This is a genomic window from Hymenobacter properus, assembly GCF_015694735.1.
Classification (GTDB): Bacteria; Bacteroidota; Bacteroidia; order Cytophagales; family Hymenobacteraceae; genus Hymenobacter; species Hymenobacter properus.
In genome coordinates, this window is the sequence record NZ_JADQDP010000001.1 from 829327 (window position 1) to 851082 (window position 21756).

Genomic DNA, 21756 nt, shown 5'->3' on the forward strand with positions numbered 1-21756 from the left:
ATTTGTGATTTCCCGGCATGAAACAATCCGACGGCTTCCGGGCCGTCGGATTGTTTGGTCAGTATTCCCTCCCTTTACCTTTTTATATGTTTAAAACCTTACCACGGCTTTTTTTGGGGTCGATTCTGCTGCTGGCGCTCCTGGTGCTGGGCATGGCTCCGGCGCGAGCTACTCACTTGCTGGGCGGCGAGATGAGCTACCGCTACCTGGACGCTAACGGGCCCACGGCCACCCCGTTTCGCTACGAAATAACGGTCACCATCTACAGCAACGGCCTCTACAGCACCAACCCGGGCGGTATTGCGCCGCCCCCCACCAGTGCCCCGGTTACCATTTTCAACCGGACCACCGGGGCCAGCACCCCGCTCAACATTCCCCGGACGTCGCCGTCGCTTTCCGGGCCCCTGCCGCAGCCCATTTCGCCGCCGGTGCCGACGGGCTGCACCGTGCAGGGCCCCACCCAGCCGTTCTACCTGTGCAAGTACATCCAGGTGGTGAACTTGCCCGTGTCGTTTGATGGCTACTACGCCGTGTACTCGGTGGGCGCGCGCAACGCCGGCATCACCAACCTCCTCAACTCCAGCGGCCAGAACATGTCGCTGTACGTGAGCATGGCGCCGCCGCTCATCTCGAACCGCTCGCCGGTTTTCTCGGACACCGCGGTGGCCATTGTTTGCCAGAACGACACCACCATTTCGCTCAACAACGCGGTGGACGCCGACGGCGACCGTTTGGCGTATTCCTTCGGCACGCCCTACAACGCCCTGACCAACAGCCCCGGTCTGGTTCCGCCCACTTTCTCTACCACGCCTTACTTCAACTCCAGCTACAGCGCGGCTACGCCTTTCGGCACGGGCGCCGGCAACTTTGCCTTGCTCAACGCCAGCACCGGCGTAGCCAAGTACGGCGCCACCACCAACGGCCTCTACGTGGTGGCCGTGGACGTGCAGGAATACCGCAACATCAACGGCCGCGAAGTCCTGATTGGCACCACCCGCCGCGACTTGCAGCTGGTGGTATCGACCTGCCCAACCACGCCGCCCCCGGTTTTGCCCTCTACCATCACCACGCCCCGCAACTACACCATTGAGGAAGGGCAGTCGCTGAGCATTCCGATTACGGCCACGCAATCCAGCACCCCCGGGCACCCGTTGGTGCTCACGGCCAACAGCGTGCTGCTGGACGGCAGCGGCCCTTTCAATACCACTTTTAACAACAGCACGGGCACCGTGCAGCCCGGCAACGTGACCGGCACGGCCACGGCCAGCGGCACGGGCTCCGTCACGGGCACGTTTGTGTTCAACTCGGTCTGCGGCAATGCCCGCTCCACGCCCTACGACATTGCCGTGACGGTGAAAGACAACGGCTGCGGCGGCAAACTGGCTTCCGACGTGTTCCGCATCACGGTGACCCGCGCCGCGGGCCCCACTGCCATCAACGGCCCGGCCACGGTGTGCGACCCGGCCACGGTGCGCACCTACACGGCCTCCGGCCCGGTGCCTACGTCCTACAACTGGCGCGTGCTGAAAGGCACCATCAGCAGCGGCCAGGGCACCAACGCGGTGAACGTGACCTGGAACAGCGCCAACACCACGGGCACGCTGATTCTGAAAGGCATCTCCTCGCGCGGCTGCCCCACCGACTCGGTGGTGAAAACCGTGGACATTCGCCCGCTGCCGGCCCTGACGGTAACGGCCGCCGCGCCCACCATCTGCCTGGGCGGCAGCACCACCCTCACCGTGACGGGCCAAGCCGGCCTGACTTACGTGTGGAGCGGCGGGGGCATCAACTCCACCAGCAGCACCGTAACCGTGAACCCGACGACCACCACGACCTACACCGTGACGGGCACCGACGGCACCTGCACCATCTCGAACACCGTGACGGTGACCGTGACGCCCCCGCCCACGGCCGATGCCGGCGCCGACCGCAGCGTGTGCCCCGGCGTGGCTTCAACGCTCGGCGGCACGCCCATTGCAGGTGCTACCTACGCCTGGAGCCCGGCCACCGGCCTGAGCAGCACCACCGTGGCCAACCCCACCGTGACGCTGCCCAACACCACTAACGCCCCCATTGTAGCCACCTACACCCTGACGGTGACCGTGGGCAACAACTGCTCGAGTGTGGGCACGGTGCGCGTGACGGTGAACCCCGCCGCGACGGCCAACGCCGGTCCGGCCCTGAGCACCTGCTCGGGAGTGGCCTCGGCCCCCATCGGCACGGCGGCCCTCACGGGCTACACTTATAGCTGGAGCCCCGCCACGGGCCTGAGCAGCGCCACGGCCGCCCAGCCGACGGTGACGCTGCCCAATACCACCGGCTCCCCCATCACCCAGACTTACACTGTGACTGCCACCAGCGCGACGGGCTGCACCGCCACGTCGTCGGTGGTGGTGACGGTGAACCCGGCTGCCGTGTCCACGCCCGGCCCGGCCATCAGCTTCTGCTCGGGCACGACTTCGGCCCCGCTGGGCGGCTCGGCTACTGCGGTGCCCGGCACCACCTATAGCTGGAGCCCCACTACTGGCCTGAGCAACCCCAACATTCTGAACCCGACGGTGACGGGAACCAATACCACTGGCGCGCCCATCACCACGACTTACACCCTGACCGCTACCACCGCCAACGGCTGCGTGGCCACGGGCACGGTGGCGGTGACCATCAACCCGGCCGCCGTGGCTGACGCCGGCTTGGCCAAATCGACCTGCTCGAACGTGCCGGTGGCCATCGGCAACGGCACGCCGGTAGCCGGCACCACCTACGCCTGGAGCCCGGCCACCGGCCTGAGCTCCACTTCGGTGCTCAACCCCACTGTAACGCTACCCAACACGACCAGCGCCAACATTACCCAGACCTACACGCTGACCGCTACCACCGCCAACGGCTGCACCGCTACCAGCACGGTAGTTGTGACCGTTTTCCCGGCTGCAGTGGCCACCCCCGGCCCGGCTGTAGCTTTCTGCTCGGGTGCTAGTGCCACGCTGGGCAGCGGCACGCCGGTAGCCGGCACCACGTATGCCTGGAGCCCGGCCACCGGCCTGAGCTCCACTTCGGTGCTCAACCCGACTGTGACCGGCACCAACACCACCGGTGCCCCCATCACCACGACCTACACGCTGACGGCCACCACGGCCAATGGCTGCTCGGCTACCAGCACCGTAGCTGTTACCGTCAACCCGGCGGCTGTGGCGGTGCCCGGTGCCAACCAGGCCGTTTGCTCGGGCAGCACCATTACTCTGGGCGCTGCGCCGGTAGCCGGTTATACTTATAGCTGGAGCCCGACCACCGGTCTGAGCAGCGCCACCGTGGCCAACCCCACCTTCACGCTGACCAACTCGACCAATGCGCCCATCGTGACGGTGTATACTCTGACGGCCACCACGGCTAACGGCTGCGTGAGCACCGGCACCGTGACCATCACGGTAAACCCCGCTGCGGCGGCCAATGCCGGTCCGGCCGTGGCCGTGTGCGACCGCAGCCGCGTGACGCTGGGCACGGCCGCACTGCCCGGCTATACCTACAGCTGGAGCCCGGCCACCAACCTGAGCAGCGCCACTGCTGCCCAGCCCGTGCTCACCGGTGTGAACACCGGCACCGCCCCCATCACCCAGACCTACACCCTGACGGCCACCACGGCCAATGGCTGCCTGAGCACCAGCACGGTGACGGTGACCATCAACCCGCGCCCGGCACCCGAAACCATTGTGGGTCCGGCTTCGGTATGCCCCACGGTTACGGGCATTGCCTACTCGGTACCCACCCCGGCCGGCACGGCCTACACCTGGCTGATTAACGGCGGCACCATTGCCACCGGCCAGGGCACCTCGGCCATCACCGTGAACTGGGGCCCGGCCACTACGGGCGGCTACCTGAAAGTATTCCGTCTCAACGCCCAAGGCTGCTCTTCGGACACGACCACGCTGCCCATCACCATCAACCAGCGCCTGCAAACGGTGCGCCCCACCGGCCCCGGCGACATCGTGGCCGTGGCCCCGCTGCCCCGCTCGGTGTGCCAGGCCGATGGCCCTTACACCTACACCAGCGGCTCCTTCGCCAACGGCTCCAGCTATTCGTGGGTGATTATTGGCGGCACGCAGGTGAGCACCTTCCAGAACACGGTGACCGTGAACTGGGCCCCGGTGACCACGCCCACCATCGGCAAGATTGTGGTGACGGAAACCAGCAACCCGACCGGCGGCATCTGCCGCGGTACTTCCGATACGCTGCGCGTGCTCATCAACCCCTCGCCGCGCACCAACCTGACCATCACAGCTCCGGCCCGCGTGTGCCAGGGCAGCGGCCCAGTGACGTTTGCCCTGCCGGGCGGCTTCACGGGCTCGACCTATAGCTTCATCCTGAGCGGCACCACGCTGGCCGGCACCGGCAACAGCCGCACGCTGAACACGCTGCCCGCTCCCGGCAACTACACCCTCACGGTGCAGGAAACCACCTCGGCCGGCTGCACGGGCCCGCTCTACACGGCCCCCTTCACGGTGAACCCCACGCCGGCCACGCCCACCATTTCGGGCTCGGGCTTTGTGTGCAACGTGGCCACGCCCCAGCAGTACGCCGTGGCCAACCCCACCCCGGGCGCCAGCTACCAGTGGACCATTGTGGGCGGCACCATCACCTCTACTCCCACCACGGGCAGCACCATTACAGTGCGCTTCAACGCCACGGGCCCTTACTCGGTGAGCGTGCAGGAGGTGAGCGCCAGCCCGGCCTCGTGCCCCAGCGCCGCTGCCACCCGCACGGTGCTGTTCGACAGCCCGGGCGTTGCCCTCACGCTGGGCTCGGTCGACATTGCCAGCAACAACCGCATTGTACTGACCCTGAACACCACGGGCAGCACCAACACCCCCAACCAGGTGCAAATCATGCGTCGCGTGGCGGGCAGCGGCAACTTCGTGGCCGTGGGCCAGACCCCAGCTTCGTCGACTACTTATACCGATGCTAACAACGTGGACGCGGGTGCTAACTCCTACGAGTACCGCCTCGACCTGACCAACGGCTGCGGCAACCTGCTTTCGAGTTCGGTGGTGCAGACGGTGCGCCTGGTAGCCACCCAGCTGCCCGGCACCGGCGGCCGCGACCAAGGCAACGTGTCGCTAACCTGGAACGCCTACGTGGGCTTCACGGTGAAGGAGTACCGCATCTTCCGCCGCGTGGATGCCGGCACGGCCGCCCCAGTGAAGACCGTGCCCGCCGGCACGCTTACCACCACCATTTCGAACACCGACGCCAACAGCGTAGCTTCGGGTGTGGGCTTCAAGCAGAACTTCCGAGTGGTGGCCGTGAGCACCGACGCCACGGAACGCCTGTCGAACTCGAACGAAACGGCGGTTGATTTTGCCAACGACACGAAGGTGTACAACATCATCACCCCGAACCGCGACGGCCTGAACGACGTGCTGGTGATTGACAACATTGCGCTCTACCCCGGCAACACCTTCACCGTGTTCAACCGCTGGGGCCGCGAGGTGTACAGCACCACCAACTACCAGAACAATTGGGGCGACGACCCGAGCATCGCCGCCGGCCAATACTTCTACCTGCTGAAACTGCCCAACGGTACCAGCATCAAGAACTGGTTTGAGGTGGTGAAGTAGACCACGGATTCGCTCGGATTTTTCGGATTTCACGGATTTCGTGGACGTCTTCTGAACAATCAAGCAGCAAAAAGGCCACCCGTTGGGGTGGCCTTTTTTGTTGGCCATCCGCGCAACAAGTCGGGGTTGCCCAATGGCAACTCTGGTACCTACAACCGTCCACAAAATCCGTGAAATCCGAAAAATCCGAGCGAATCCGTGGTTCAGAGAGTAGTTTTGCACCCTTATGAGCCGAATGAAAAACATTCCCGCGGAGCTGCTCCGCAACGTCACAATCCAGGATATGGTGGCCGAGGGCAAATGCCTGGTCCGCATCGAGAATCTAGTCATCTTCGTGTCGCAGGTCGCCCCTGGCGACGTGGTCGATTTGCGCGTCACCAAAGCCAAGAAGAACTTCCTGGAAGCCGTGCCCACGCACTTCCACGCCTATTCCGAGCTGCGCACCACGCCCTTTTGCCAGCATTTCGGCACCTGCGGCGGCTGCAAGTGGCAGCACCTGGGCTACGACTCGCAGCTGCGCTTCAAGCAGCAGCAGGTGGAAGACACGCTGCAGCGCATCGGCAAAGTGGAGCTGCCCGAAATCCAGCAGATTCTGCCCTCGCCCCAGCGCACCTACTACCGCAATAAGCTTGAGTACACCTTCAGCTTCATGGGCTGGCTCACCAACGAGCAAATCAACGATGACAGCCAGCACTACGACCGCCGGGTGCTGGGCTTCCACACCCCCGCGCGCTTCGATAAGATTATCGACATCCAGCACTGCCACCTGCAGCCCGAGCCGAGCAACGAAATCCGCCTCTTCATCCGCGACTACGCCCGCGAGCGCGACCTGCGCTTCGGCAACATCGTGCGCCAGACCGGCAACCTGCGCAACCTCATTATCCGCACGGCCCAGACCACCGGCGAAATCATGGTGATTCTGCAGTGCTACCTGCCCCACCACAGCATCGAGCCGCTGCTAGACGCCGTGTATGAGAAATTCCCGCAGATTACTTCGCTCAACTACGTGCTCAACAACAAGGGCAACGAAACCTTCCACGACCTGGAAGTGGTGAACTACAAGGGCAAGCCCTACATCGAGGAGGAGATGGAAGGCCTGCGCTTCCGCATCGGCCCCAAGTCCTTCTACCAAACCAACTCCGAAGGCGCCCACCAGCTCTACAAAGTGGCCCGCGAGTTTGCCGACCTGCAGGGCGACGAGCTGGTGTACGACCTCTACACCGGCGCCGGCACCATCGCCAGCTTCGTGGCCAAAAAGGCCCGCAAGGTCATCGGCGTCGAGTACGTTGAGCAGGCCGTGGCCGATGCCCACGTGAACGCCGAAATCAACAACATCACCAACATGGAGTTCTTCGCCGGCGACATGAAGGACGTGCTCACGGCCGAGTTCACCGCCCACCACGGCCGCCCCGACGTGCTCATCACCGACCCGCCCCGCGCCGGCATGCACGAAGACGTGGTGAAGCGCCTGCTGGAGCTGCGCGCCCCCCGCATCGTGTACATCAGCTGCAACCCCGCCACCCAGGCCCGCGACCTGGAGCTGCTCGATGCTGCCTACAAAGTGACCCGCGTGCAGCCGGTGGACATGTTCCCCCATACCCACCACGTGGAGAATGTAGTGGCGCTGGAGCTGAAGTAGAATAAATTCTACAGTGATAGTTCGGCTTTCCTTATGAAAACCAAAACGCTTTTCACTCTTTGCTGGATAATAGTCACTGTAGCAATTTGCATTTGGGCAGTTAATGCGGATGTGCACTCTGGAGGAGCTGCTGCAATTAGTTTCCTAATGCTGTCCGTAGCCCTTTATTTTATATTGACCGTCTTTATCCGTTTTAAAAAGTAAAATGGACTACTTCAACGACCCCGAACTCAACGGCAAATACCTCGGCACCATTACCAAGGACTTCGCCACCGTGTCCGACACGCTGAGCGAAGCCTCGGCCCAGATTCGCAAGCGCGACATCAGCCAATACCCCATTTTCGTGTTTGCCAAGCAGGAAGTGCCCCTCGGCGGCCTACTCGTGAACGCTGACGAAATGCAGCTGGAGTGGCACGTCTTCGCCAGCTACCTGGAGTTGTTCGTGCAGCAAGGCATCGTCAGCGCCGAGGGCGTCGAGGCGTTTCAATCGACTTACAAAGACCCCAACGAGTTCTGCTGCCTCTTCGTGCTGGATGAGGAGTTTACCAACTTCGTGTTCGTGCCTTATCCGGAGGATTAATCGGGGGCAATAGATAAAAAAGAACGTCATGCCGAGCGAAAGCGAAGCATCTCGCGTGCAGCAGTAAACCAATTAAAAGGATTACTATCACACGCGAGATGCTTCGCTTTCGCTCGGCATGACGTTCTGGTTTTGCGCCCAACGGCGCGCTATTTTGTTCTAGTTCCGGCGCTGCACTGGTAGGTCTTCCAGCTGCGCGTAGCTAAGCTTCCAGGTATTGTCGGCGGCTTTTTTCCAGAGGAAGATATAGTTGCCCTCGCCAAAGCCGGCGGGTTCGCCGGGTGCGGCCGGGGCCACGTCTACCGAGAAGGTGCCGGCTTCATAGGCCGTGTTGGCGTCGATGCCGCTGCTGCTCACGCTGGTTTTCAAGTTGCTGATGGTGGCGATGGTGGCGCTCACCCACTTCTGGCTCACTTCGTCTTTGCCCTTCCAGTGGGCGTTGCCCTGCACGAAGGCCACGTCGTCGGCCATCATGCCGGTAATTTTGCCGGAGTCGCGGGCGTTCCAGGCACCGATAAAGTCCTGGTCGAGGGTTTGCACGTTCACGGCGTCGCCGGCTTTCGAGCAGGAGCTCAGCGCCACGGCCACAAACAAGCTGCAAAGGAGGGATTTCATAAGTCCAAGGTGTTGGTGGAGAAAATGGTAGTGGGCCCCATCACCCACGGGCTAAAAGTAACAAACCCCAGGCGCAGGCGCCCGGGGTTTGTTGGTGATGCGATTCCGGGATTACCAGCTCTTCCGACGAATTTCTTCGTTCGAATACGGCTTCGAAGCGTCGCCGTAGTGCGGGTTGGGCAGGTAGTTGCCCGACACGGCTGCCGGAGCCATAGCGCCCGGCATGGGAGCCGCCGAAGCCGTGAGGCTGTTTACCGGCACGGCCGAGGCTTGCGTGGTGGTCGTGGTCACGGTCGTTTTGCGGTTGCGGGCCAGGGCCAGTTCGCGGCGGTATTCGGCTTCACGGGCCGCTACGGCGCGTTGCTGGGCAGCAGCGGCGGCGCGCTGCTTGCGCTTGTTGTCGATGTGCTTGCCCACGCCATAGCCGATGGCACCACCGGCCACGCCACCTACCACGCCGCCCACGGCCCGGTTGCGCTTGTTGATGAGAGCACCAGCGGCCGCGCCACCCAGGCCGCCAATCACGGCGCCCTTAGCCTGCGGGCTCCACTGCGCGCGGGCCGGCGCCGAGCCAAATACGGTGCTGATAAGAATAATCAGAGCAAAGAAATACGGGAGCTTTTTCATGGCTGAAGAAGGAAAAATGGAAGTAAAAATTTCCAGGTATGGAAGGCAGAAGACAATTAGCGTGCCAGCCGGCCGGATATTTTCGATTGCCCTCCTAACGGCAGCGCTTCAAGAAAGTTAATCCCAAGCTCCAAAAACCGCCCTCAAACTGCCTAGAAGCTGGTCCAGCCCTGCGCTTTCAGCGGCACCGGCTGGCCCGCTTTAGTAATCAAATTTGTGCCGTCGGCCTTGTCGGTGAGGTGGCCAAGGATGGTGATATCGGGGTGGTTTTTGATTTTCTCATGGTCCGTCACGGGCACCGTAAACAGCAGCTCGTAGTCCTCGCCGCCGTTGAGGGCGCAGGTGATGGGGTCGAGGTTGAACTCGGCGGCTGCTTCCAGCGTGGGGTTGGCCAGGGGCACGAATTCGCTGAACACCCGGGCGCCCGTGCCACTGGCCGCGCACAGGTGCAGCACCTCGGAGGCCAACCCGTCCGACACATCAATCATGCTGGTGGGCCGCACGCCCAGCTCGCGCAGCTCGTGCACGATGTCGAGCCGGGCCTCGGGGCGCAGCTGGCGCTGCACTACGTATTCGTAGTTGGCCAGTTCGGGCTGGGTCTCAGGGTCGGCCAGAAAGGCTTGCTTCTCGCGCTCCAGCACCTGCAGGCCCATAAATGCCCCACCCAAATCGCCGCTCACGCACAGCAAATCGGTGGGCTTGCCGCCGCTGCGGCGCGCCGCCTGCCCGGCAGCTACCTCGCCCAGCACTGTCACGGCCAGGGTGAGGCCGCCGCGGCTGGCGGTGGTGTCGCCGCCCACGAGGTCTACATTGTAGGCTTCACACGCCAAGCGCATGCCGGCGTAGAGCTCCTCTACGGCTTCCACCGTGAAGCGCGGGCCCACCGACAGCGCCACCACTAGCTGGGTGGGCAGCGCGTTCATGGCTGCAATGTCGGACACGTTCACGGCTACGGCCTTGTAGCCCAGGTGGCGCAAGGGGCAAAACGAGAGGTCGAAGTGAATGCCTTCCACCAATAAGTCGGTCGTCATTACTTGCTCCATCCCGGCCGTGGGCCGAATGATGGCCGCGTCGTCGCCAATGCCCAGTACCGAGCCTGGCTGGCGCAGCGTGAGGCCGGCCTGCAAGCGGTTAATCAAAGCAAATTCGCCGATGGCGTTGAGGGGCGTGAGGTTTTCGGGCATAGGTTTTTAGTTGTCAGTTGCTCGTTGTTAGTTGTCAGTTGCTCGTTGTTAGTTGTCGGTGGCAGCCGTTCGTTGATTTCCGAATAACGAGCAACTAACAACGAGCAACTGACAACTAAAGCGCAAAAGTACGGTCATAAAAAAAGGAGGGAATTGCTTCCCTCCTTTTCCAACTCAAAACCGGGGATGCTTACTGCACCACCAGCTCTTTGTAGATTTTGGTCTGGCCGTCGGCGCTGTAAATCTGCACGAAGTACAGGCCGGGCTTCAGGGCCGACACGTCCAGCGTCAGCTTTTCCTGGCCGGCGCCTTTGGCCTGGGCGCTGATGCGCTGGCCAAGGTTGTTGATAACCGTCACAGTGCCAACTTTGGCATCCTTAATATCGACCGTGGCAGTGCCGTGGGCGGGGTTGGGATACACGCTGATGTTGGCGTTGAATTTGGCCAGCGTGCTCGAAATCGTGGTCTGGTAGGTGCCGTAAGGGCCGGCGTAGTCGTTGTGCTGGCCCAGCTGGTCGTAGAGCTGGCCGCCGGGGTTGGACGTGCCGCCCGGACCATTAAAGGCCGTCGAATAAGTCATCCACTGGTCGGCGATGTTGTAGCTGGTCTGGGTGGGGTTCACGCGGGTGCCGGCGCTCACGCTGGCGCGGCGCACAATCGACTGGTTGGCCGACGACACGTACACGGCCGGGGTGCCGTCGATGGGGTTGGTGCCGCTCCAGTTGCCGGTGCCGCCCGAGCCGCTGGGAGCGGGCTGCACACCAATCACGCCAATGATATCGATGATAACGCCCGTGCCCGTGCCGGCCGTGCCGCTGGGGTAGCGTACCAGGGCCACGGCGTCATCGCCGTTGAAATATGCTACGCCGCCGCCCGTGATGACGGTGGGGCCGGTGGTGGGCGCGTGGCCTACGCTGAACTGGTTTGCGCGGGTACGAATGACCGGCAGCGTGGCTTCGCCGCTGGCCAGTACAAACGTGCTGCGCGGCACCATCGTGTTGGCTCCGGTGCTCACCTGGTTGGCATCGCTGCGGAACAGGCGCTCTTCTTCCGTGGGGGTGGCGCTGCCGTTGGCGTAGCGGCGCACCGAATAGGGGTTCAGGTTAACGGTGCTGGTGGTGGGGTTGTAAATCTCAAGGGCCCGCTCGCTGCCCGTCGAGTTGGTGGCACCGCCGTAGTTAACACCCGACTGGTGTGCGCCTTCGTCGTATTCGGAAAAGAATAGCTCGGTACCCTGGGCGTGGGCGGCGCCCGACAGCAGCAAGCCCGCCGACAGCAGTAAGTAATGCTTGTTCATAATAAAAGTGAGTTAAAAAAAGGTCAGTGCAACGGCAAAGATACGTCCCGGCACCAGGATAGTTCATGAAGCTTCCCGATTTAACCTCCGCTTAATCTCAACCGTCGGCAAGGGGTAGCATCGGTTCCTACGTTTCATTTGCTAACGGGCGTTAGCGGGCCTTATCTTTACCTTTCCCGCCTATGTCCGCCGCCGCTCCCCTCCGCCCCCGCAAAGCCCAGATTGACCGCACCGCCACGGCCTTGTTTCGGGCTCAGGGCTTTGCCGCCACCAGCATGCGCGAGCTGGCCACAGCGCTGGGGCTCGAAGCCGGCAGCCTGTATTCGCACATCAAATCGAAGGAGGAAATTCTGCATCGGGTGTGCTTTGGGCTGGCCGACAGCTTCTTTGCCGGCTTTGCGGCCGCCACCCACGAGACTGCCCCCGTGGCCGAGCAGCTGCGCCAGGCCATTGTGGCCCACGTGCGGGTGCTCACGCACGACAGCGCCGCTTCGGCCGTGTTTCTGCACGAGTGGAGGCATTTGAGCGAGCCAGCCCGCCGCGAGTTTCTGGCCTTGCGCGACCGGTATGAGGGTGCTTTTCGGGAATTGATTGCGCGGGGGGTGGCCGCCGGCGAACTGCACACGCCCGACCCAGCCTTTGCAGCCCTCACCCTGCTCGCCAGCCTCAACTGGCTGCCGAACTGGTACCGCCCCGAAGGCAAGCTCACCCCGGATGAAATAGCCCACCGCCTGGCCGAGCAGCTGCTTAGCGGACTTTGGCCCCACCGGGGCAGCACCGGCCCGGCCTAACTCCATCTAGCGCTTCACAATAGCCAGCGGAACTTGCCGTTGGAAGCGGGCCGTTGCGCGGCCAGGTATTCATCAAGCGCCGCTCAGCCTCGACGGCGTAGTTTTGTTGGGTCCGGTGTTTTGTTCTTTCCTACCCTTATTCATGGCTAACATTCTCATTTCTCCTGTCAAAACCCTGGCCGTTGCCTTGTTGGTACTTGCGGCCTGCGCCGCCTCCTGCAAGCGCGACGGCTCTAAAAGTGTGGTTCTAAATCCTGCAGCGGCCACCGAGGTGAAAGCCCAGCTCGACATTCTCCAGGATTCGGTGAACGCCAAATGGCGCAACATGACCGAAAGCGACGACCAAAAGATTGGGGTGACGCGCCTGCTGCTGCGCGAACTCAAAGCCCAGCCCGGCGCCAACGCCGCCCAGCTGCAAGCCCTCGACCAGGCAAACAACCGTTTGAAAGCCCGCCGCTATACCCAGCAAACCATGGCCAGCTCTGAACTGATTGACCAGTACGACGCGGCCCAGGATTCGCTGCTGAAAGCAGTGTACCCCGTAGCGGCCCCCAACGGCGCCGCTCCCACCGAAAACGCCCGCAACTTCGTGGAAGGCATTCAGCAGCTCGACGCCAACGTGGTGGGCCTGCGCGTGCAGTACGACCACGCCGTGCACCAATACAACGACTACCTCAAGCTGCACCAGGCCGAGCTGCAGCAACTGGGCGGCAAATACACCACGCTCAAGCCGCTGTCGTTCTTCACCATCGGCGCGCAGTAGGCCAGCGCAAATAGTTAGCTGGCACTTAGCCGAGCAGCGCAAGTATTGCGTATATTTCAGGCACTTAACCACCTAACGCCTTCGCTATGCGCTTTACCATTACGCTTTTCCGGGGCATTTTGCCGGCTGCCCTGCTGCTCACCAGCCTCGCCCTGTCTTCCTGCGGCAAAGACTGCGACCCTCGTCCCAAGCACAAGAAAGAGTGCGACAAGGACAAAGACAACTCCACAACCACGTCGACCACCAAGCCCGGCGGCGCTTCGTAAGCTGAATATAACCCCGCTAAAAAAGGCGGCCGGCAAATTTGCCGGCCGCCTTTTTTTAATCGGGCTGCCGGCTCACTGCCGGCAGCCCGCTTCTAATAAATCATTAAAGCGCCTCCATTTCTTCGCGCACGAAGTCGGCCAGCGTGCGCAAGTAGTCGGTGCTGAAATCGAAGCGGATGCCGGCGGCAGCGTAAATCTGGCCAATGGGCGCCGTGTAGCCCAGAGCAAGGGCACGCTTATAGGCGGCCAGGCCCTCAGCGGGGTTCTGGCGGAAGTTGCGCCACACGGCAATGGCGCCGAGCTGGGCCATGGCGTATTCAATGTAGTAGAACGGCACTTCGTAGAGGTGCAGCTGCTTCTGCCACAAGTAGGGCTTGAAGGTTTCGAGGCCCGTCCATTCCACGGTACGCTGGTTGAACTCGTCGAACAGCTCCACCCAGCGGGCGTGGCGCTCGGCTTCGGTGTGAGTGGGGTGCTCGTACACCCAGTGCTGAAACTTGTCGATGGTGGCCACCCAGGGGAAGGTTTCGAGCACGCTCTCGAGGTGGGTTTTCTTAGCGCGGCGCAGGTCGTCGGCGTCGGGGAAAAACACGTGCCACTGGTCCATGCTCATCAGCTCCATGCTCATGGAAGCAAGCTCGGCCACTTCGGACGGCGGGTGCTTGTCGGCGCCCAGCGGCAGGCCGCGGGTGAGGAAGCTGTGCACGGCGTGGCCGCCCTCGTGCAGCATGGTTACCACGTCGCGCAGGCTGCTGGTGGCATTCATGAAGATGAAGGGCACGCCGGTTTCGTCCAGCGGATAGTTATAGCCGCCGGGCGCTTTTCCTTTCCGGCTTTCCAGGTCGAGGTGGCCCATCTGGCGCATGGTGCGCAGGCAGTCGCCGAGGTAGCTATCGAGGTTCTGGAAGACGGTAATGGTTTTTTCCAGCAACTCTTCGCCGGTGCCGAAGGGGCGCAGCGGGGGCTGGCCGCTGGGGTCCACGTCGAGGTCCCAGGGGCGCAGGGCGGGTAGGTTCAGGTCCTGCCGGCGTTCCAGGTCGAAGTTGTCAATCAGCGGCACCACCGTTTCGCGGATGGCGGCGTGGAAGTTAAAGCAGTCCTGCGGCGTGTAGTCGAACCGACCCAGCGCGGCAAACATGTAGTCGCGAAAGTTGGCAAAACCGGCGTTCAGCGCTACCTGGTGGCGCAGGCCAATGAGTTCGGTGAACAGGGCGTCGAGCGGCTTGGCATCTTGCAGGCGGCGGGCCTGAATGGCGCGCCAGGCCGTTTCGCGCACGGCGCGGTCGGGGTTTTTGAGGCGGTCGGCGGCCTGAGGCAAGGTCAGTTCCTGGCCGTCGAGGGTCACGTTCATGGCGCCCACCGTGGCGGCATACTGCTGCTGCTTGGTGCTGATGTCAGTTTTCAGCGGGATGTTTTCGGCCCGGTAAATTTCCGAGGCCCGGCGCACCGAGCGCAGAAACACGCCGTAGCGGCGCTCATCGAGCCCGGCCAGATGCGGCGAGGCCAGCATCTTTTCGTTGAGGGCGTGGTCGTAAGGGGCCACCAGCGGCTCCACTTCGTTCACGAAGTACTGAAAGGCTTCGGCCCGGGCGGGGTCCTGCGTGTCGCAGGTCATGTGGATGTAGCGCCAAGCCAGGTCCTCGCTCAGCACGGCTTCCAGCTCGGAGCGGTCGAGGAGCCAGCGCTCCAGCTCGGCGGGTGTGGTCACCGGCCGGTTCTGCAGTTCCTGGAAAAAAGGCTCAATGGCGGCCCAGTCGGTCACCAGAAAGTCTTCGGGCAAATAGTGCCGCGGCGGCCGGCTGGTGTCGGTGGCCGACTCGGCGGTAGGTTCAGCTAGTAGCATCAGGGATATTTTTTAATAGGACAAGCGGCAACAGCGGCTCGGACTCGCAACCTACGATTTACGGAACAAACCCAGGGCCGGGCGAAAGTTTTTCACCTGTTTCATGAAGAAACGATTGCAAGCTCGGCAAGCGTTGGGTCAGCCTGCCTGGGAGCTAGCACATTCTAGCCAATTTCAATCACCACGCCGTCGGTCATGGGGTGGCCCACGCAGGTCAGCACGTAGCCTTGCTTCAATTCCGAGTCCGACAGGCCTTCGCGCTCGTCCAGGTGCACCTTGCCGCTCAGGCACTTGCCGCGGCAGGCGGTGCACACGCCCGCCTGGCAGGAATACGGCAGGTCGATGTCTTCGTCGAGGGCGGTGTCGAGGATGGTCTTGCCGGCCGGCACTTCGATGACGTACTCACTGCCTTCGTACTGCAGCGTCACGGTGCGGGTGGTTTTGGTGTCGTCGGCAGGGTTGGTCGAGACGTCGCCGTGGCCGCTGGGCTGAGCGGCCATCAGTTCGGCGTTGTCGGCGCTGGCGGCAAAGCTTTCGCGGCGCACGCGGGCTTCGGGCACGCCCAGCAGGGCCAGGGCGGCCTGGGCTTCGGTCATCAGGCCCTCGGGGCCGCAGAGGAAGTATTCGGCCTGCTCGGCCGGAAACTGGTGGCGCTGCTCCAGAATGCGCAGCAGCATGGTGCGGTTGAGGCGGCCGGTGTGGCGGTGCGGGCCGCTGGGCTGCAGGGGCTGGCTGTACACGTGCTCCACCTGCAGGTGGCCGTTGGAGCGGGCTTCCAGCTCGGCCAATTGCTTCTGGAAAATCACCGATTCCTCGTTGCGGTTGCCGTAAATCAGCAACACGTGGCTCTGGGACTCGGTTTGCATCACGGCCTTGAGCATGGACATGAGCGGCGTGATGCCCGAACCCGCTCCGATGAGCACCAACGAGCGCGCGGCTTTTGGGCTGGGGCTGAGGGTGAAGTTGCCCAGCGGCTCCATCACTTCCATTTGCTGGCCCACGCGCACGGTGTCGAGCAGGTGGTTGCTCACTAGGCCACCCGGCACGCGCTTCACCGTCACGGACAGGCGCGGCGCTTCCTGCGGCGTGCTGCTGAGCGAGTAGGCCCGGCGCTCCTTTTTGCCGCCGGGGCCGCAGGGCACAATCAGCGTCAGGAACTGGCCGGGGCGGCTGGCAATGGGCTGGCGGTCGGGCCGTTCCAGGTGAATGGTGACGGAATCGGAAGTCTCTTGGGTGAGGGCAACAACGGTGAGGGTGTGGTACATGCGGGGCGCAACTAAATAAAGAACGGGGCCGCCAAGGAACGGGTGACCCATATTCCCGGCGCTGCCACGGTTGGTACGAAAAAACAACTGCCAGGGAGCATTCTGGCCGCGGCTTGTTGCGCAAAGGTAACTTGCGGCCTTGGCTGCTACTTCACCCGCCCTTCACGCTTTGTCCTTGCTTACCTCCCTCCTGCTGCGCCACCAAGCCACGTTTGGCCCCGTGCTGCCCGTCGACCTCAACGGCCCTAATGTCGCCGGCCTCGATTTCACTGCCAATAACCCGCGCCTGGCCACCGCCGACCTGCGCGACACCGCCGCTTTTGAGCAGCTGGTAGAAGCCGAGTTGGCCTTGCAAAACGCCACCATCGGCATCGGTGGCTACCTCGAAAACCGCGTCATCTACCGCCGTAGCCCGCATTTTGGCCTCGTTGCCGCCGACGAGCCCCGCTCCCTGCACCTGGGCGTAGATGTGTGGCTGGCCGCCGGCACGCCGGTGCTGGCGCCGCTGCCCGCTACCGTGCACAGCCTGGCCGACAACGACAATTTCGGCGACTATGGCCCCACCGTCATCCTGCAGCACGAACTGGAAGGCACCGTATTCTACAGCCTCTACGGCCACCTGAGCCGCGCCGAGTGGCGGGCGCTACGGGCCGGCCAAACCATTGCCCAGGGCGAAGCCTTCGCGACCGTGGGCCCCTTCCCCGAAAACGGCGACTGGCCGCCCCACCTCCACTTCCAGCTCATCGCCGACCTGCGCGGCCACGTGGGCGACTTCCCCGGCGTGGCCCGCCCCAGCGAACGGGAAAAGTGGGCGGCATTGTGCCCCGACCCTAATCTGGTGCTGCAGAGCAAGTTTATCTGAACCGCAGATTGACGCAGATTAAACGGATAAGAACGGATTCAGGCAACATGTTTTGCCTACTCACTCTGGGCCAAAACAAAAAGCCAGCGCCAATGAAGCGCTGGCTTTTTGTTTATACTAATTGAATACAAATGAATCCGTTCTTATCCGTTTAATCTGCGTCAATCTGCGGTTCAGACAGTTAGTCGAACTTAATGGCCACTACCGGCTTAATCCGCGAAATCAGGTAGGTGGGGATGAGCACGGCCAGCAGCGAGGCAATGAAGGTGGCCACGTTGAGGATGAGCAGCATCTGCGGGTCCCAGAAAATCGGCACCCGGTCCATGTAATAGTTCTCGGGGTCGAGGGGGATGATGTGGAAGTAGTATTGGATGGCGCAGAAACCCACGGCCACGATGTTGCCGATGAGCATGCCGCGCACCGTGAGCGAAAGCCCCCGGAAAAAGAACATGCGCCGAATCTGCGTATCCGTCGCGCCCAGAGCTTTGAGGATGCCAATCATGTTGGTGCGCTCCAGAATCATGATGAATATCGTGGCCACCATGTTGAACGTGGCCACGAAGATGATGAGCAACAGGAAGATGATGACGTTGCGGTTGAGCAGCTGCAGCCAGTCGAACAACTGGGCGTACTGGTCGGTGATTTTGTCGATTTTCAGGTCGTAGGGCAGACGCTCGTAGAAATTGTCGGCAGTGCGGTCCAGGGTGGTGAAATCCTTGAGCACCACCTCCATGCCACCCACCAGCGAGTCGGGCCAGGCCGGCGAATTCAGGGCCCGAATCTGGCGAATGTCGCCAATGACGTACACTTCATCAAATTCGTCCAAACCTGTGGAATAGATGCCGCTGACGCGAAACTGGCGGATGCGGGGCGGGTTCTGGATGAAGTAGAACAGAGCTTTGTCGCCCACGGCCAAGCGCAGCTTGTCGGCCACTTTGCGCGAAATCAGCACGTCGTCGCTGGCCGTCGTGTCGGGGAAACTGAGGAACTTGCCCGCCACCAGGTTCTGGCGCATGGGCGAGCGTCCGTCGGTTTCGGCAATGCCCTTGAGTACCACGCCCAGCACCTCTTCCTTGGTCTTGATGATGGCCGTTTTCACGGCGTAGGGCTGCGTCGATTTCACTTCCGGAAACTGGTGCAGGTCCTGCACCAGCCGCGGCCCGGCAATGGGCGCCACTTCGAGCGAGTTGTTGGTGTCGTAGCGTGAAATCTGCAAGTGTGCCCCAAACGAGAAGATTTTATTCTGAATCTCGTTTCGGAAACCTTGTAAAATGGCAAACGACACCACCATCACCGCCAAGCCCATGGCAATGCTGATGATGGCTATTTTTGTGACCGACGAGGTGAAGGAGCCGGAATCGGCTCCCCCGTCAATCTTGTGCGAAATGTAGCGGGCGACATTCATTATTCGGCCGTAAAGCTACGTTTTGAATAGGTACCGGCCACGTTTCCTTTCCGCAGTACGAGAATAGGCCGTTTCACGCTTCTTTTTTTCGCTTTTTCCCCTGATTTTATGGTTGGCTTCCCTGCAAAAATTGTTCTGTCGACTTTGCTGGCTTTGCCGGCTTGTGCCACCACCCCGCCGTCTACGCAAGGGACGCAGCCAACGGTAGCGCCCCCCACCGCTTCCACCAAGACGGGCGTCATCGTGGGCGCCGAGCAGTTGGACAAGTACCTGCCCCAACTCAAAAACAAGCGCGTGGGCTTGGTGGTCAACCAAACGTCACGCGTGGGCTCGGCTTATTTGGTTGATACCCTGAAAGCACGAGGCGTGAATATCACGGCCATTTTCGCACCCGAACATGGCTTCCGGGGCGAGGAGGCCGACGGCGCCACCATCAAGGACGGGCGCGATGCCCGCAGCGGCGCCCCGGTGCGCTCGGTGTACGGCAAAACCAAGAAGCCAACCCCCGAAATGCTGGCCGATGTGGACGTGCTGGTGTTTGATATTCAGGACGTGGGGGCGCGCTTCTATACCTTCATCAGCACGCTGCACTACGTGATGGAAGCCGCCGCTGAGCTGAAAAAGCCCGTCATCGTGCTCGACCGCCCCAACCCCAACGGCGACCTTGTGGACGGCCCCATGCTGGACCCCGCGCACAAGTCTTTCGTCGGCCTCGACCCGCTGCCCATTGCCCACGGCCTCACCGTGGGCGAGCTGGCTCAAATGATAAACGGCGAAAAATGGCTGGCCGGCGGCGTCCGCTGCCAGCTCACGGTGGTGCCCGTGACCAGCGGCTACACCCACGCCACGGCCTATCACCTGCCCGTGCGTCCCTCCCCCAACCTGCCCACCGACCATGCTGTGGCCCTCTACCCCAGCATCTGCCTGTTTGAAGGCACGAACGTGAGCGTGGGGCGCGGCACGGCCACACCGTTTGAGGTGATTGGCAGCCCCGCGCAGCCCGCCACCCGCCCTTACTCTTTCACGCCCGCCCCTAATGCCGGTTCGCCCACGCCGCCGATGAAAGGCCAGCTCTGCTACGGCCTGAACTTAGCCGGCGCACCCACCCGCGAAGGGGGCAGACTCGTGCTGAAATACTTGCTCGATTTCTACCAGCAGAGCACCGACAAGGCGCATTTCTTCGGGAAGTATTTCGAAGAACTTTCCGGTACTACGGCCTTGCGTGAACAGGTCATTGCTGGCAAGTCGGAGGCCGAAATCCGCGCCTCCTGGCAGCCGGGGCTAACGAAGTTTAAGGCGTTGCGCAAAAAGTATTTGCTGTATCCGGAGCGGTAGGCGCAAAAAACCTATTAAACAAAAACCGTCATGCCGAGCGCAGCCGAGGCATCTCGCGAGCACAACGCAATTAGCAGACTATAGTCACTATAGCACGCGAGATGCCTCGGCTGCGCTCGGCATGACGCTCTGAACACTACGTTGACCAAACATCTTTCATGCTGAGAATAATTTTTATGGGCACGCCCGATTTTGCCGTGCCCACCCTCGAAAGCCTGCTGGCCTGGCCCGGCTGCCAAGTGGTGGCCGTCGTTACGGCGCCCGACCGGCCCGCCGGGCGCGGCCGCCAGTTGCAGGCTTCAGCCGTGAAGCAGGCAGCCGAAGCCCACGGCCTGCCCGTGCTGCAGCCCACCAACTTGAAATCGCCGGAGTTCCAGGCCGAATTGAAAGGCTATGCGGCCGATTTGCAGGTGGTGGTGGCCTTCCGCATGCTACCCGAGGCCGTGTGGAACATGCCACGGCTAGGTTCTATCAATATCCACGCCTCGCTGCTGCCGCAGTACCGTGGCGCGGCCCCCATCAACTGGGCCCTGATGCACGGCGACCAGGAAACAGGCGTCACGTCTTTTTTCCTGCGCCACGAAATTGACACCGGCGACCTGATTTTGCAGGAGCGGGTGCCCATTGCTCCCACTGATGACTTCGGCAGCCTCTACGACAAGCTCAAAACCGTGGGCGCTGCCCTGGCCCGCCGCTCGGTGGAGGCCATTGCAGCCGGTACCGCGCCCAGCACCCCGCAGGAGCAGCGCCCCGACCTGCGCCCCGCTCCCAAGCTGCAAAAGGAAACCGGCCGCCTCGATTTCACCCGCCCAGCTGTCGAGCTGGTGAATTGGGTGCGCGGCCTCTCCCCCATCCCCACAGCCTTCGCCGCCCTGCCCGATGGCCGCCTGCTGAAAATATTCCGAGCGCAAGCCCTAAGCCCCGAGGCGGCTGGACAGCCGCTCGGTGCGCCCGGCACCTGGGCCTCCGATGGCCGCCAGCACCTGCGCGTGGCCGCCGCCGACGCCTGGCTGGACTTGTTGGACGTGCAGCTGGAAGGCAAAAAGCGGATGCCAGTGGCCGAGCTGCTGCGCGGCTTTCGGCTGCCAACGTAGTTCTTTTATTGTTCGATTTTAATTCACCCTGTTTCGACCCAAAACCAATGGTATCCTTCGTCGTCGCCGTTGCTGAAAACGGCGTAATTGGCGCCAATGGCGAGCTGCCCTGGGGCCGCCTGCCCGCCGACCTGCAACATTTCAAACGCCTCACCCTGGGCCATCCCGTGGTAATGGGCAGACGCACGTTTGATAGCCTGGGCAAGGCTCTGCCCAAGCGGCCCAACATCGTCATCACACGCCAGGTGGGCTGGACGGCGCCCGGCTGCGAAACGGTTGCCTCCGTATTGGCTGCCCTAGACCGAGCCCGCGAGCTGGATGAGGAAGTGTGCGTTATTGGCGGCGGCGAAATCTACAAAGAAGCCTTGCCCGCCGCCGACGTCATTCACCTCACCGAAGTGCACCACAGCTTCGAAGGCGACGCCTTTTTCCCTACCCTCAGCCCCACCGAGTGGCGCGAAGAAACCCGCGAACGCCACGAAGCCGACGAGCAGCACGCCTACGCATTCAGCTTCGTAACCTTGCGGCGACGGTAGCCACCCGTCATTGCGAGGCAGAGCCGAAGCCATCCGTCCTGTTCT

General features: G+C 62.4%; 17 protein-coding genes. 10 read left to right on the forward strand and 7 right to left on the reverse strand.

Translation table 11 applies throughout. The features are described from left to right. Positions 1-86: 86 nt before the first annotated feature. The 3 genes from I2I01_RS03620 (at position 87) to I2I01_RS03630 (ending at position 7828) form a co-directional block, all read left to right on the forward strand. Positions 87-5609 (forward strand): gliding motility-associated C-terminal domain-containing protein, encoded by a 5523-nt coding sequence (locus I2I01_RS03620; RefSeq protein WP_196285047.1) that lies wholly within the window; start codon positions 87-89, stop codon positions 5607-5609. A gap of 235 nt (positions 5610-5844) precedes the next feature. Next, positions 5845-7248 (forward strand): 23S rRNA (uracil(1939)-C(5))-methyltransferase RlmD, encoded by a 1404-nt coding sequence (gene rlmD / locus I2I01_RS03625; RefSeq protein WP_211537796.1) that lies wholly within the window; start codon positions 5845-5847, stop codon positions 7246-7248. A 205-nt stretch (positions 7249-7453) separates the two neighbouring features. Continuing rightward, complete coding sequence (locus tag I2I01_RS03630) at positions 7454-7828, forward strand: hypothetical protein (protein WP_196285049.1); 375 nt, start codon at positions 7454-7456, stop codon at positions 7826-7828. Between the two features lie 159 nt (positions 7829-7987). On the opposite strand, the gene I2I01_RS03635 is transcribed toward I2I01_RS03630, so the two are convergent. From I2I01_RS03635 to I2I01_RS03650, 4 genes are all read right to left on the reverse strand, one after another. Beyond that, complete coding sequence (locus I2I01_RS03635) at positions 7988-8443, reverse strand: YybH family protein (protein ID WP_196285050.1); 456 nt, start codon at positions 8441-8443, stop codon at positions 7988-7990. Between the two features lie 111 nt (positions 8444-8554). After that, positions 8555-9070, reverse strand: a complete 516-nt coding sequence (locus I2I01_RS03640) for a hypothetical protein (protein ID WP_196285051.1) — start codon at positions 9068-9070, stop codon at positions 8555-8557. Positions 9071-9222: 152 nt separating this feature from the next. Continuing rightward, a complete protein-coding gene (gene thiL, locus I2I01_RS03645) occupies positions 9223-10254 on the reverse strand; it encodes a thiamine-phosphate kinase (RefSeq protein ID WP_196285052.1) in 1032 nt (343 codons plus the stop codon). 190 nt (positions 10255-10444) lie between these two features. After that, positions 10445-11551: a T9SS type A sorting domain-containing protein gene (locus tag I2I01_RS03650; RefSeq protein ID WP_196285053.1), complete on the reverse strand. Its 1107-nt coding sequence runs from the start codon at positions 11549-11551 to the stop codon at positions 10445-10447. Positions 11552-11733: 182 nt separating this feature from the next. Here I2I01_RS03650 and I2I01_RS03655 point away from each other — a divergent pair, with 182 nt between their 5' ends. From I2I01_RS03655 to I2I01_RS03665, 3 genes are all read left to right on the forward strand, one after another. Next, on the forward strand, positions 11734-12342 hold the full coding sequence (locus I2I01_RS03655) for a TetR/AcrR family transcriptional regulator (RefSeq protein WP_196285054.1): 609 nt from the start codon (positions 11734-11736) through the stop codon (positions 12340-12342). A 142-nt stretch (positions 12343-12484) separates the two neighbouring features. Beyond that, a complete protein-coding gene (locus tag I2I01_RS03660; RefSeq protein ID WP_196285055.1) occupies positions 12485-13105 on the forward strand; it encodes a hypothetical protein in 621 nt (206 codons plus the stop codon). Between the two features lie 86 nt (positions 13106-13191). Next, the gene (locus tag I2I01_RS03665; RefSeq protein WP_196285056.1) at positions 13192-13371 is read left to right on the forward strand and encodes a hypothetical protein; all 180 of its coding nucleotides are present in this window, start codon (positions 13192-13194) and stop codon (positions 13369-13371) included. Between the two features lie 103 nt (positions 13372-13474). Here the strand turns inward: I2I01_RS03665 and I2I01_RS03670 are convergent, their stop codons facing one another. Then, complete coding sequence (locus I2I01_RS03670) at positions 13475-15214, reverse strand: M3 family oligoendopeptidase (protein WP_196285057.1); 1740 nt, start codon at positions 15212-15214, stop codon at positions 13475-13477. Between the two features lie 164 nt (positions 15215-15378). Continuing rightward, complete coding sequence (locus I2I01_RS03675; RefSeq protein WP_211537797.1) at positions 15379-16479, reverse strand: ferredoxin--NADP reductase; 1101 nt, start codon at positions 16477-16479, stop codon at positions 15379-15381. A gap of 175 nt (positions 16480-16654) precedes the next feature. Here I2I01_RS03675 and I2I01_RS03680 point away from each other — a divergent pair, with 175 nt between their 5' ends. Continuing rightward, entirely contained in the window at positions 16655-17341 is a 687-nt protein-coding gene (locus I2I01_RS03680) for a peptidoglycan DD-metalloendopeptidase family protein (RefSeq protein WP_196285059.1), read from the forward strand. A 181-nt stretch (positions 17342-17522) separates the two neighbouring features. Here I2I01_RS03680 and I2I01_RS03685 read toward each other — a convergent pair whose 3' ends face one another. Continuing rightward, the gene (locus tag I2I01_RS03685; protein ID WP_196285060.1) at positions 17523-18746 is read right to left on the reverse strand and encodes an ABC transporter permease; all 1224 of its coding nucleotides are present in this window, start codon (positions 18744-18746) and stop codon (positions 17523-17525) included. A gap of 108 nt (positions 18747-18854) precedes the next feature. Here I2I01_RS03685 and I2I01_RS03690 point away from each other — a divergent pair, with 108 nt between their 5' ends. From I2I01_RS03690 to I2I01_RS03700, 3 genes are all read left to right on the forward strand, one after another. After that, positions 18855-20081 carry an exo-beta-N-acetylmuramidase NamZ family protein gene (locus I2I01_RS03690; protein WP_196285061.1) on the forward strand — a complete coding sequence of 409 codons (1227 nt, stop codon included), beginning with the start codon at positions 18855-18857 and terminating at the stop codon, positions 20079-20081. A gap of 158 nt (positions 20082-20239) precedes the next feature. Continuing rightward, a complete protein-coding gene (gene fmt / locus I2I01_RS03695; RefSeq protein ID WP_196285062.1) occupies positions 20240-21175 on the forward strand; it encodes a methionyl-tRNA formyltransferase in 936 nt (311 codons plus the stop codon). A gap of 47 nt (positions 21176-21222) precedes the next feature. Further along, positions 21223-21711 carry a dihydrofolate reductase gene (locus I2I01_RS03700; RefSeq protein WP_196285063.1) on the forward strand — a complete coding sequence of 163 codons (489 nt, stop codon included), beginning with the start codon at positions 21223-21225 and terminating at the stop codon, positions 21709-21711. The last annotated feature ends 45 nt before the right edge of the window (positions 21712-21756 follow it).